This is a genomic window from Vibrio sp. YT-17 (genome assembly GCF_033337375.1).
In the GTDB taxonomy this organism is placed as follows: domain Bacteria; phylum Pseudomonadota; class Gammaproteobacteria; order Enterobacterales; family Vibrionaceae; genus Vibrio; species Vibrio alginolyticus.
Genome location: NZ_JAWOQP010000008.1, coordinates 137,314 through 149,874, shown reverse-complemented (window position 1 = coordinate 149,874; position 12,561 = coordinate 137,314). Strand labels below are relative to the sequence as shown.

Below are 12,561 nucleotides of genomic sequence, written 5' to 3'. Positions count from 1 at the left end.
GCTTATTAGTGGTGACCTTCAGCATAATCTGAAGAGTGTTTCTGTAGATACTTCAAGATCAGTGCTTCACTGTCTGTATCTAGGTTAACGAACGCCAACATACCGTCGAACATACCTGGCCAGGTGTTCGCGTCGAAGTGCGCTTCCGCAGGTTGAGTGTGACATACAGAACAATTGGTCTTGTAGGCTTCACGAGATTTTTCCCAAACAGGATTGATGTCGTTCAGCATAGACTCTTTCTTAATCCATACTTTCGCCGCTACTTTTTCCCAAGGAAGGCCTGTTAACTCATCCACTTTTTTCTCACCAGTCGTCACAATGTTGCTGTCTGTTGCTGCTTCTTTCATCAGAGACGCAGTCGCAATGTTCTTACCGAAGTCTTCTTGAATTACACGACCAAAACCTTTTGCTTTGCGCCAACCGTCAATTTCGATCTCAACAAACTCGCCTTTGTCTTCAAGAACTTTAACGGTCGATGCAGGATTAAGAAGACCAGCTTCTTTACTGCCTTGCGCATCAAAGTAGATTGGTAGGTGACGAACGCTCACGAGTTGCTGACCAACGCCGTAATCAGTGTTAGAAGTCATACCCTCTAGATCACCCACGATACCGCCAATGCTGTCCATGCCTGCTGGTAGGTTGTGCGCAATACCCTTGTGACAGTCAACACAGCTTTGATCTTTCTCAGCGGCTTGCTTCATTTGGATACGAGCCGTAGGAGACATTTGCTCGAAATCCATCGATTCGTAGTTGTGACAGTTTTTACACTCCAGAGATTTGTTTGCCGAGAAACGATCCCATTCGTGTTTAGCAAGTTCGATACGACGCTCTTCGAACACACCCGGTTCGTCGTAGTTGCCAAATACTTGTGCAAATACTTCTTTAGAAGCTTGCATCTTACGAGCGATCTTATCTGTCCAGTTATGTGGAACGTGACAATCAGGACAGGTAGCACGAACACCAGAGTGGTTTTTCCAGTGCACCGTTTCTTGTAGCTCAACGTACACGTTGTCACGCATTGTGTGACAACTAATACAGAATTCTTCTGTGTTGGTTGCTTCTAGAGCGGTGTTAAAGCCACCCCAAAAGATAACACCAGCAATAAAGCCGCCCATAGTCAGCACACCTAGGCTGATATGTACAGCTGGGCGCGTCATGGTACGCCACAGTTTAATGATTAATGATTTCATTATTTGCTCTCTTAAAATCTTTTCAAAAGTGTGGTTATGAGCTCACTGGCTTACATGCCGTGCGCGCCTGGAGGTCCAAAGAAGAAGACTTGCAACATCCAAACGATGAACCCGTAGCCGCCAACAAAGGCCACACTCAGAATTGGGAAGAGAACAACTGCAATGAAGAGGAACGACTTCCACTCCAGGGAGCGTTTTTCACCACTCTCAATTTTATTAACATCACTCATACATTTGCCTATTTTGTATCTAGTGTTATTGAAAAGCCCGCGTAACCAAGCTTAAGTTTTTTACAATCTCTAATGGAAAATGTTAGACCATACTAATAGTAGGGTTCAATCAAATAAGCGACCTCAGACCTTGTAATTCAACACTTTTTTGAGCTCATCCAGAGATATGATGGATTGATGTTATTTATTAAAAAACATGAACAGATGTGACAAAATAAGTCTTTTAAGGAGTTGTTAAATAAACAACATTTAAGAAACATCGATCACATTTAAATCGTAATTACCATGCCATAAATCGACTTAAAAACTCCGAAAAAGATAACCACTTGTAAACAGAATGCTGCGTATTAATGTCTAAAATAGCACTCAAGGTTTACTTTAAGAACAGCAAAAAGTGCACATAGTGGTTCATATAAAGGGGAGGCTTAGATACAATTATTCGCGTATTTTCAAGGAGCGATTATGGATAACGTGGTGGATATAAGCTGGGTCAAACTGGCACTGTTTGGTTTGATTTTATTGGTCCCCTTCTTTATCAATGCCCGCTACAAATTAGGGATAGCAAAAGACACGATAATCAGTGTTATCCGAATGACATTTCAGCTCATATTGATTGGCGTGTATTTAGAATATCTTTTTCAATTAAACAGTTTACTTGTCAATATACTTTGGCTTGCCATCATGCTACTGATTGGTGCCAGCTCAATTGCGGGAAAAGCTCAGTTACCTAAAAAGCCACTTATGCTTCCGCTACTAACGGGCCTTACCTGTGGTCTAATACCACTTCTGATTGCAATTACAGCAGGCCTAGTGCAACCATCCCCTATTTACAATGCGCAGTACATGATCCCACTTGCTGGTATGTTATTGGGTAACAGCTTGAGTAGTAATATCATCGCTCTTCAGAACTTGTTTACGGCTTTTGAGCAGAGACAAGCAGAATATGAGGCTGCAATCTCACTTGGAGCCTCTCCTCGCTACGCATCCTTCCCCTTCATTCAGGAGGCTCTTAGAAAGTCCCTTGCCCCGACTTTAGCTTCTATGGCCACTACAGGGCTGGTTACCTTACCGGGTATGATGACCGGTCAAATTCTAGGTGGCGCGAGCCCGATGGTTGCGATTAAATACCAGTTAGTAATTATGCTGGCTATTTTCGTCATGTTGAGTGCCTCCGTAACCATAACGTTAGAAATGACATTGCGCTGGGTACAAACCAAAGAAGGCCGAATCAAGATAAAAATCGAGCAACCCGAATCGACCAAAACTCACGGTTAGTTGGCGCTTGTGGGTAAAGCCCGTTAAACAACTTATGGTGCCAAGTCGAACGTACTTATAACTGAATAACTCAACTATTCTTCGAGCACTCATCAAGACGCTTTCAGATGAAAAGTCAGGCAGAATTCTTTTTGATATAAGCCTCTAATTTTATGAAATTTTCTTTGCAAGTTTAGATACGCACGACCTTTGATACAGGTTATCCACAGAAAATGTGGATAAGCCCCCAAAACCCATACGCAACCAGAAACATAGCAACATAAGTGATCAATCGAATCGTCATGCATTGATCACGTGACTGACATGTTCTAATTTTATAGTAAAGGCAGTGACCACAAACTTGGAGAGACGTACATGGATGTCTTAATGATCAAAGAAAATTACGATGAACTCCTGTCCGATGCACCTCTGGATTGGCTCGTTCAAGAACCAAAGGAAGTAACTTCTCATTGGCTCCCAACCGATTTTGGCATCAACGAAGAGTTGATTTAGCATGACTCGACTTATTTGACATTTGCAGAGACAAATAAAAAGAAAGGCGAACCATCTGGTTCGCCTTTCTTGTGATCTTCTAAACTTATCGCAAATGGTTATCTTCATCGCGTAGATAAATCATCCAATACCACATGCCAACAAATACGCCACCACCAATAATGTTTCCTATCGTAACAGGAATTAGGTTGTTTACGATGAACCCCATCATGTTTAAGTCCGCGTAGTTTGCAATATCTGCCCCTGTCATTTGCCAAAACGCTTCTGGCGCAAAGTACTTAATACCAATCGCCATAGGTACTTGGAACATGTTCGCAATACAGTGCTCAAAACCTGCCGACACGAACATAGCCACAGGCAAAATCATGACCGCTATTTTATCTGTCAATGTTCGCCCACTAAACGTCATCCAAACTGCAATACAAACTAATACGTTACACATAATGCCAAGCGCAACAGCAGCAAAGAAACCATGATGTAATTTGTGTTGGGAGATCGCCATCGCGTTAAGACCAACTTGGCCATGATCAAACATATATTGCTTGGTAACTAGCATACAGGCCACGAGCAAAATGGCCCCAACCATATTGCCAAAGTAAACCACCAACCAGTTTTTGATAAGTGCTTGCCAAGAGATTTTTCCACTCGCACGCGCAACTAGTGTCAGCACAGAGCTAGTGAAAAGCTCGCCGCCAGTAACCACCACCAAAATCAAACCAAGGCTAAATGCCAGACCACCAATGAGTCGTGTAATGCCCCAAGGCAGCTCGCCTGCGCCTGTCGTTACCGTGGTATAGAAGATGAAAGCAATACCAATATGAAGCCCCGCAGAAATGGCGAGCAGAAAAGATTTGATTGGAGCTTTCGTTGCTTTGCCTACCCCCACTTCAGCCGCGCGTTCCGCAGCTTGTGGCGGTAATAGTGAGTCAAACTGATTAAAGTTCATTCTGGTGTAACATTTAGAAACATTTAAAGAGGCGCGGATAATCGCTCTATTTCCCTATTTTTTCAAGTGCTGTTTGGCGTGTTTACTAAAATCGTTGTTATTGGGAGATCAAGCAATAAATAGCGCCTATCATTCGCTACCGTAAGTATCATTGATACTTAACAAGTATTCGGCCTTTCGAACAAAGATCCTGCGTTATATCAGCCTGATAGCGCCATACTTAACACTTCTTGTCGTTGAATGTTGCCCAACGCTACTTTTCAGACTAGCTTGGTAAAAAAAGCGCAAAGGAATCATTTATGAAATATTCAGCTGAACATATCGCCGAATTGAATCTACTTCTTCAGTTCGACCTAAGTAGTGCTGCAACTGGTATTAAAGTTCATACAGACGCGTCAGAAGAAATGCAGGCAGCCGTTGCTCGTCTATATAAGAAGCAACTTTGTACACAGCCTGACGGTGGTTATCTAACAGACGAAGGCATTGAAGTTGCAGAACATGCAGATAAGATTTTGAGAGTTCTGTCTGTGTAATTTGAACAAAAAACGCCACCGAACTCGGTGGCGTTTTTTAGTCCTATATTTTTCCTGTCGATGCCTGTGGCAATAATCGCTTTTTCATTTTGCTAAATGGTTGAACCTTGTCATACAACCAGTTAAAACCAGTGGCATAAAATAGGAAGAAAACGAGGAAGCCGGCTTCCAGCATTAGAGCTTGAAGAAGCGTAATTTCTAAGAACCAGGCAATCACAGGTAGAGAGATAAAGATTAATCCTCCCTCGAAACCAATAGTGTGTCCAAGCCGCATCGCTAAACTTCGCTCAGCTCGATTGTCACCAAACCACTTATCAAAGTACAAGTTGTAGATGTAGTTCCATAGCACGGTATACATGCTCAACCCGACCCCAACCAACGCAAGATCACTAGAGCCCTTTCCAGTGATCAATGAAGCCGCTGGTACAATAATCGCGAGTGCGATTAACTCAAAAAGTACTGCATGAAAAATTCGTTCGTTACGAGTCATATTTCTCTGTCCAAATAGTTCTACTCAATGCTTAGAATTTTATCTATTATTTAGATAACCAAAAGTTAGATACCATCGGTTTAAGCGATATGTTTACCATCGAACAACTGCAAGCTTTTATTGCTACATCAGAAGCAGGATCATTTTCAGGAGCAGCTAGAAAACTGGGGCGAGCTCAATCTGTAGTGAGCCAGCACATCATGAATATGGAGATCGACTGTGGCGTTGAGCTTTTTGATCGATCAGGCAGGTACCCTAAATTAACTGAGAATGGCCTCGCTCTCGTACCCTATGCACAAGCAACAATCAGCCAACTCGACCGCCTAAACAATAGGGCATCGCAGCTCTTTTCCACGCCAACGAACAAATTAGCCTTAGCTATTGATGAAGGGATTCCTCTGACTCGCTTGCCGGATGTGCTAAAGAAGTTAGAGCAACGCTTTCCACACTTACAAGTTGAATGCTTAACGGCATCAAGCCCTGATATCATTGAATTGGTTAAGTCGGAACGCGCCACGACTGGGATTATTTTGAGTGATTTACAAATGCCAAGGCACATCGATTTCACCAATCTTGGCAATATTGCATTTGATGTCTATGTCTCTTCAACGCATCCTTTAGCAAAGCAGCAAATCACTCACATTGATCAACTAAAACAACATCGTCAATTGGTCATACGATCCAAAAGTGCAGAGCCATGTGGTCTCAATCAAGCATTTAGCCCAGATATCTGGTACGCTGATAACTACTATATTTTGTTGGAATTGGCGAATAAAGGGTTTGGTTGGTGCTTTCTACCACAGCATTTAGTCGCGTATTCACCTAATACATTAAAAAAAGTTGGGGATGATTTCACAAAACTGGCTTGGCAAGTCAATGTTGACCTTATTCAGCACCAGAAATGGCATTCAGATCCCCTCCATCAACAAGCCAAAGCAGAACTGCTCAACCTATTCGGGCAGACATAAGTAAGTAGGAAGACCCAAATGGCAAATACATTGATCGTAGGTGCAGGCTGGCTCGGAACTCCGCTAGCAGAAACATTGATGAAAGATGGACACTATGTTGTCGTCACTCGTCGTAGCCAAACTCGATTAAAAGAGTTACCCACCTCATTAACTCACTCCGCATTGTTCGATTTCAATCAATTGAACGCCACAGCACGGCTAGATGAGCTGCTCAAACAGCATCAAATTACGCACGTTATCGGTGCTTTTCCTCCAGGATTTCGTAAAGGACGCGGTCAAGAATATGCACAGCAATGGCAAATACTTGCCAACGCAGCTAAGCAAAACAACGTTGAAAAACTTCTCATGATCAGCTCTACCACGGTTTACCCTAACCTTGCTTCCGATATGGAAGAAGCTGACGCGTCAATCTCTTTAGCAGCCGAAAGCCCTTATTTCTCTGACAATGCACGTATTATGCTTCAAGCAGAGCAGCATGTTATCGACTCGAATATTAACTTTGTTATTCTACGTTGTAGCGGATTAATCGGGCCAGATAGACACCCATCTCGCTTTGCAGCAAGGCTTCAACAAGTTAGTCGTAAAGCACCAGCTAATATGCTTCATCAAGATGATGCTGTCTCGGCTGCGAAATTTGCCTTAGGCAATTTAAGCAACCAAGTCATTAACGTTACGACACCTCATACTGTCAGCAAGGCTGAGTTCTACCAAGCTGCCATAAACAAAATCGGAAGTGAGATACCTCTTCCACCCGTCACAGAGCAAGCTGACAAGCGTATTCTTGCTGACAAACTACTCTCACTTGGTTATCGATTTCACTTCAATTCAACTTTGGATGCGCTATGAGGCTCTATAGACATATAGAAACGCTTTGGGATTACATGCAACTCAAACATGAACTGAAACCTGCGGACTGTTTGTTTGTGATGTGCAGTAATGATGTGCGTGTAGCGGAGCACGCTGCCAAGCTCTACCACCAAAAGTTGGCACCTTTGATTGTATTTTCAGGGGGTGAAGGTCGCTTCACAGATGGACTGTTTGAAAAAAGCGAGGCAGAAACCTTTGCCGAGATTGCAAAGTTGTCGGGCGTTCCAAGTGAAGCAATTTTGCTCGAGACTAAATCCACAAACAGTGGAGAAAACGTTCGCTTTACTGAGCAACGATTAAAAGAGGAAGGAAAACAATGTTCCTCGTTTATTCTGGTACAAAAACCGTTTATGGAGCGTAGAGCAATCGCGACATTTGAAAAACAGTGGCAGTCACCCTACACTCAGCTCCAAGTAAGCTCTGCGGCTCTTCCATTTTTTGAATACATTAATGAAGACATGCCATTAATGATGGTGCTAGAAGCACTAATGGAAGATTTCTCTCGCGTAAAAAGCTATCCAGAGAAAGGATTTCAAACCGAGCAGAACATCCCTCAGCAAGTCGAATCTTCTTACCAGGTTTTACTCGAGCGGTTTGGTTTTGACTTAGTCTAACTTTTTCTAACCGACAACAAAAAGCCACCAAGTTCGGTGGCTTTTATGTATCAATACGGCTTATTTACCGAGCGCTTCTTTGTAATGTTGGCGGCATACGGAGACATACTTATCGTTACCGCCGATCGCAACTTGATCGCCTTCTTTAATTGCCACGCCGTGTTCATCGGTACGAATAACCATATTCGCTTTGCGGCCGCAATGGCAGATTGTTTTGAGCTCAACCAGCTTGTCTGCCCAAGATAATAGATACTTACTGCCTTCAAAAAGTTCGCCTAGAAAATCGGTGCGAAGGCCGTAACACAATACTGGAATATGCAACTTATCAACGACTTCAGTAAGTTGATAAACTTGTTCTTTCGACAAGAACTGACACTCATCAACAAGAATACAGTGACGTTTTTCAACCTCATTCAGATCTGCGATCTCTAGATACAAATTGGTATCCTGACGAAATAAATGTGCGTCAGATTGAAGACCAATACGAGAGCTCACTTTACCGACACCAAAACGATCATCTAGCGCAGCCGTAAAAATAACTGGCGTCATGCCGCGTTCTTGATAGTTGAAAGAGGATTGAAGAAGCGTTGTTGATTTACCCGCATTCATTGCTGAGTAATAGAAATACATCTGAGCCACAGAGCATTACCTAAAGTTAAAGTTTTAATTTATGGAAATGGAAAATAAAAGGGCTGAATTATCAGCCCTTTAAAAATGAAAATTCAATTACTTACGACGCCACGTTGTGCCTTCTGGACCATCTTCCAGAACAATGCCCATTTCGGTCAGCTTGTCACGAGCCATATCTGCATTCGCCCAATCTTTCGCAGCGCGAGAGTCATTACGCAGCTTGATCAGAGTTTCAATTTCAGCCACTTCATCATCGTTACCCGCATCACCTTTTAGGAAGGCTTCAGGATCTTGGTGAAGAATACCGATCACGTCAGCTAGTTCACGCATTAGCGCACCGAGTTCGCTCGCTTTCTCTAGGTTTTCTGTCTTCAGACGGTTAACTTCTCGCGCCATGTCGAACAGTACTGAGTAAGCTTCTGGTGTGTTGAAGTCATCGTTCATCGCTGCAGTGAAGCGAGATACGTATTCTTCACCACCAGCAGGCGCAGCGTTTAGGTCTAAACCACGTAGAGATGTGTACAGGCGCTCAAGCGAAGCACGTGCTTGGTTTAGGTTATCTTCGCTGTAGTTTAACTGGCTACGGTAGTGACCAGACATTAGGAAGTAACGCACTGTTTCAGCATCGTAGTGACCAAGAACGTCACGGATAGTAAAGAAGTTACCTAGAGATTTAGACATCTTCTCACGGTCTACCATTACCATGCCGCTGTGCATCCATGTGTTCACGTATTGTGTATCGTGTGCACAGCATGATTGCGCGATTTCATTTTCATGGTGTGGGAACTGAAGGTCAGAACCGCCGCCGTGAATGTCGAAGTGGTTACCTAGGATTGAAGAGTTCATTGCTGAACACTCTATGTGCCAACCTGGACGACCTGGACCCCATGGTGACTCCCACGTTGGTTCACCCGGCTTAGACATCTTCCAAAGTACAAAGTCTAGAGGGCTGCGTTTTGCTGTTTCGATATCAACGCGCGCGCCAGCTTGAAGCTGATCAAGGTCTTGCTTAGAAAGCTTGCCGTATTCGTTGAATTTACCCACTTCAAACATTACGTCACCGTTATCTGCAACGTATGCAAAACCGCGCTCGATTAGCTTCTCAACCAATTCGATGATTTCAGCAATAAACTGTGTCGCACGAGGTTCAACGTCCGGACGTTTCATGTTCAGCGCATCAAAATCAGCGTGCATTTCACCAATCAAACGCTCAGTCAATGAATCGCAAGACTCACCATTTTCTGCGGCACGTTTGATGATCTTATCGTCGATATCTGTGATGTTACGTACAAACGTCAGATCATAGCCCAAGTAGCGAAGGTAACGTGATACAACGTCAAAAGAGACGAAAGTACGACCGTGACCAATGTGACAGAGATCGTAGATGGTAACTCCACAGACATACATACCGACTTTGCCAGCTGTAATTGGTTTGAATTCCTCTTTCTGTCTTGTGAGTGTGTTATATATCTTTAACATGATCTCTATCTATGATTGTGAATGAATAAAAGAAGATGAGTATATCAACTCCAACCTAGTTAGGTAATAGCAATTAACCGATAAAACGATAATCGGCTAAACTTCAAGCACAAAACGAAGAATTTCCTCTTCCTGAGTTTTTAAAGCACTAGAACTTAGGCTAGAATCTCGGGCTCAACACAACACAGTAAAGGAAAGTAGCATGATCACCCTTCACACTAATTTTGGTGACATCAAGATTCAACTAAACGAAGAGAAAGCGCCAGAGACAAGCGCAAACTTCCTTCAGTACTGCCGCGACGGTTTCTACGACAACACGCTTTTCCACCGTGTTATTGACGGCTTCATGATCCAAGGTGGTGGTATGGAGTCTGGTCTACGTGAAAAAGCGACTCGTGCACCTATCAAGAACGAAGCAAACAACGGCCTAAGCAACAGAGTGGGTACACTTGCTATGGCACGTACTATGGAGCCGCATTCAGCAAGCTCTCAGTTCTTCATCAACGTAAACAACAACACATTCCTAGACTTCCGTAGCGAAAGCCTAGACGGTTGGGGTTACTGTGTGTTCGGTGAAGTAATCGAAGGCATGGACATCGTAAATAAGATCAAAGGCGTTAGCACTGGTTCTTACGGCATGCACCAAGACGTACCTCTAGAAGACGTAGTAATCACTGGTACAACAATTGAAGAGTAATTCTTAGGAATTATTTTTAAAAGATAAGTTAATGGGGAGGCATAGCTTCCCCTTATTTCTATGACGACATTATTTATTTCCGATCTTCACCTTACCCCATCACGTCCTGATATCACGGAATGTTTTGTGACGTTCATGCGAACAGAAGCAACAAAAGCTGATGCACTTTATGTACTCGGCGATCTGTTTGAGTTCTGGATTGGTGACGATGACAACACCCCTTTTGCAGACCAAATCCGCGCAGAATTTAAAGCACTGACGGATGCGGGTGTGCCAACTTTTTTCATCCAAGGCAATCGAGATTTTTTACTCGGCAAACGCTTTTGCAAAGAAACCGGTATGACATTACTCGACGATGTCTGCACGATTGATCTTTATGGTCAAAAAGCCGTAATCCTACATGGCGATACGCTCTGCATTGACGATGTGAAATACCAAGAGTTTAGAAAAACCGTTCACAAGCCATGGCTACAATGGTTGTTTAACCGTATTCCTTGGTTCATTAAGAAGAAAATTGTCTCAAAAGTTCAATCCGATATTCGTGATGATAAAATGAGCAAGTCATTAGATATCATGGACGTTAACCAAAATGAGGTCGAGAAAGTGATGTCTCAGAACTGCGTCAACTTAATGATTCATGGTCACACGCATCGCCCGAACACACATTTTTTTGACGTCGATGGCGTTAAAAAGACCCGAATTGTTTTAGGGGATTGGTATACGCAAGGCTCAGTTTTAAAAGTAAATTCTGATAGTTTTGACCTACAAACGAGACCGTTCATACAGAATTTGCGTTAAGCATGTAGAGCTTGTAGAAGATTCACGCTCAAGTCGTAGATATTTTGTAAAAAATCGCTATTATCATAATACTAAGTTAAACAGAACGAAGTACCTAATTGAAGTATTCTTACGTAGCTCGCCAACCGATTCTGGATAGAGAAAAACGAACCATAGGTTACGAACTCCTCTTTCGAGACGGCCCTAAAAATACCTTCCCTGAAGTAGAACCAGAGCTGGCTACTAGTCGACTGCTATCCGATCATTTTTTATCGACGCATTACAACACATTAGGAAACAAACTTGGCTTTGTTAACTTTCCGCATCAAAGCTTGGTGAACTTGGTCCCAACTTTGTTTCCTAAAGAATCTCTCGTCATTGAAGTCCTTGAAGACTGCGAACCGACAGAAGAACTGTTAGAAGCCATCAAGCACCTTCATGAGTGCGGGTACAAAATTGCTCTGGATGATTTTGTTCCGACGAAAGCTTGGAAGCGTTTTCTTCCATACGTTTCCATGATCAAGTTTGATATTAGACTTGTGCCGATCAAGAAAGCTGCCATTTTTATTCAGGCGTTGAGCCCATTTAAAATCGACTTTCTTGCGGAAAAGGTAGAGACCTATGAAGAGTTTGAGCAAGCTCTAGAAGCCGGTTTTAACTATTTTCAAGGGTATTTTTTTAGCAAACCTGAGATGATCCAGAAAAAACGGTTGAACCCCGCGTTTCTTACCGTCATCCAACTTTGTAAAGAGATTGCAGATAAGCCCATCGACTTCAATGAGGTTGAACGTCTGTTTTCGATTGATGTGACGCTGTCATACAAGTTGCTTACTTACGTAAATTCAGGATATACATTAACGACTAAGATAAAATCGTTCAGACAGGCGCTTATTTATCTGGGTGAAGAGCGACTACGACGCTTTATTTCCTTAGTTGCAATTGCGTCCGTTCAAGAAGATAAACCTGACTCTCTTTACTCTTTAGCGATTCAGCGTGCACGAATGTGTGAACTGTTACTTAGTCAAATGAACACTAGGTATGACCCTGGGCAGGCTTTTTTAACAGGCATGTTTTCTTTACTCGGATCTTTGCTCGATCAACCTCTCTCGGATGTCATTGAAGATATCCCCGTTGACGAAGATATAAAACTCGCATTAACCAGTCGAAAAGGCGTACTTGGTCACTTACTTTCGATGACGATCGCCTACGAACAAGCGGACTGGGAGTTAGCCGAGCGATATTGCACCGTTCTTAAATTAACCGAACCTCAATTAGCAGACGCTTTTAATCAATCGACGGAATGGGCTCAAGAACTGCTGTCTCAAACGCCCTAAACGGCTATAATGCCCCAAAGAATACCTGCGACCTCACTT

General features: G+C 43.0%; 15 protein-coding genes. 9 read left to right on the top strand and 6 right to left on the bottom strand.

The window, feature by feature from the left end:
- Positions 1-5 precede the first annotated feature (5 nt).
- A complete protein-coding gene (gene torC / locus R7F67_RS10180; protein ID WP_005378139.1) occupies positions 6-1,190 on the bottom strand; it encodes a pentaheme c-type cytochrome TorC in 1,185 nt (394 codons plus the stop codon).
- A gap of 50 nt (positions 1,191-1,240) precedes the next feature.
- Positions 1,241-1,420 carry a trimethylamine N-oxide reductase system protein TorE gene (gene torE / locus R7F67_RS10175; RefSeq protein WP_005378141.1) on the bottom strand — a complete coding sequence of 60 codons (180 nt, stop codon included), beginning with the start codon at positions 1,418-1,420 and terminating at the stop codon, positions 1,241-1,243.
- Positions 1,421-1,882: 462 nt separating this feature from the next.
- Here torE and R7F67_RS10170 point away from each other — a divergent pair, with 462 nt between their 5' ends.
- A complete protein-coding gene (locus R7F67_RS10170; protein ID WP_033905097.1) occupies positions 1,883-2,695 on the top strand; it encodes an ABC transporter permease in 813 nt (270 codons plus the stop codon).
- A gap of 366 nt (positions 2,696-3,061) precedes the next feature.
- Positions 3,062-3,187 carry a hypothetical protein gene (locus tag R7F67_RS10165; protein WP_254903806.1) on the top strand — a complete coding sequence of 42 codons (126 nt, stop codon included), beginning with the start codon at positions 3,062-3,064 and terminating at the stop codon, positions 3,185-3,187.
- A gap of 85 nt (positions 3,188-3,272) precedes the next feature.
- Here the strand turns inward: R7F67_RS10165 and focA are convergent, their stop codons facing one another.
- A complete protein-coding gene (gene focA, locus R7F67_RS10160) occupies positions 3,273-4,133 on the bottom strand; it encodes a formate transporter FocA (RefSeq protein WP_005378146.1) in 861 nt (286 codons plus the stop codon).
- Positions 4,134-4,432: 299 nt separating this feature from the next.
- Here focA and R7F67_RS10155 point away from each other — a divergent pair, with 299 nt between their 5' ends.
- The gene (locus R7F67_RS10155; protein ID WP_005387662.1) at positions 4,433-4,666 is read left to right on the top strand and encodes a TIGR02647 family protein; all 234 of its coding nucleotides are present in this window, start codon (positions 4,433-4,435) and stop codon (positions 4,664-4,666) included.
- A 43-nt stretch (positions 4,667-4,709) separates the two neighbouring features.
- Here the strand turns inward: R7F67_RS10155 and R7F67_RS10150 are convergent, their stop codons facing one another.
- Positions 4,710-5,156: a PACE efflux transporter gene (locus R7F67_RS10150; RefSeq protein ID WP_025766871.1), complete on the bottom strand. Its 447-nt coding sequence runs from the start codon at positions 5,154-5,156 to the stop codon at positions 4,710-4,712.
- A gap of 89 nt (positions 5,157-5,245) precedes the next feature.
- On the opposite strand from R7F67_RS10150, the gene R7F67_RS10145 reads away from it, so the two are divergent.
- From R7F67_RS10145 to R7F67_RS10135, 3 genes are read left to right on the top strand one after another with little or no spacing between them, the layout of a single operon-like run.
- Positions 5,246-6,124 (top strand): LysR family transcriptional regulator, encoded by an 879-nt coding sequence (locus tag R7F67_RS10145; RefSeq protein ID WP_025766872.1) that lies wholly within the window; start codon positions 5,246-5,248, stop codon positions 6,122-6,124.
- An 18-nt stretch (positions 6,125-6,142) separates the two neighbouring features.
- Positions 6,143-6,970 carry an NAD-dependent epimerase/dehydratase family protein gene (locus tag R7F67_RS10140; protein WP_205390801.1) on the top strand — a complete coding sequence of 276 codons (828 nt, stop codon included), beginning with the start codon at positions 6,143-6,145 and terminating at the stop codon, positions 6,968-6,970.
- The gene (locus tag R7F67_RS10135) at positions 6,967-7,605 is read left to right on the top strand and encodes a YdcF family protein (protein ID WP_005389814.1); all 639 of its coding nucleotides are present in this window, start codon (positions 6,967-6,969) and stop codon (positions 7,603-7,605) included. Before R7F67_RS10140 ends, R7F67_RS10135 begins: the two co-directional genes overlap by 4 nt.
- 60 nt (positions 7,606-7,665) lie before the next feature.
- On the opposite strand, the gene R7F67_RS10130 is transcribed toward R7F67_RS10135, so the two are convergent.
- Positions 7,666-8,244: a thymidine kinase gene (locus R7F67_RS10130; RefSeq protein ID WP_205390799.1), complete on the bottom strand. Its 579-nt coding sequence runs from the start codon at positions 8,242-8,244 to the stop codon at positions 7,666-7,668.
- Between the two features lie 87 nt (positions 8,245-8,331).
- Positions 8,332-9,714: a cysteine--tRNA ligase gene (gene cysS, locus R7F67_RS10125; RefSeq protein WP_205390798.1), complete on the bottom strand. Its 1,383-nt coding sequence runs from the start codon at positions 9,712-9,714 to the stop codon at positions 8,332-8,334.
- Between the two features lie 202 nt (positions 9,715-9,916).
- Here cysS and R7F67_RS10120 point away from each other — a divergent pair, with 202 nt between their 5' ends.
- From R7F67_RS10120 to R7F67_RS10110, 3 genes are all read left to right on the top strand, one after another.
- Positions 9,917-10,411, top strand: coding sequence for a peptidylprolyl isomerase (locus tag R7F67_RS10120; RefSeq protein ID WP_205390797.1), 495 nt, complete (start codon positions 9,917-9,919; stop codon positions 10,409-10,411).
- 60 nt (positions 10,412-10,471) lie between these two features.
- On the top strand, positions 10,472-11,209 hold the full coding sequence (gene lpxH / locus R7F67_RS10115; RefSeq protein WP_005389817.1) for a UDP-2,3-diacylglucosamine diphosphatase: 738 nt from the start codon (positions 10,472-10,474) through the stop codon (positions 11,207-11,209).
- A gap of 98 nt (positions 11,210-11,307) precedes the next feature.
- Positions 11,308-12,522 carry an EAL and HDOD domain-containing protein gene (locus tag R7F67_RS10110; protein WP_005378158.1) on the top strand — a complete coding sequence of 405 codons (1,215 nt, stop codon included), beginning with the start codon at positions 11,308-11,310 and terminating at the stop codon, positions 12,520-12,522.
- Positions 12,523-12,561 lie beyond the last annotated feature (39 nt).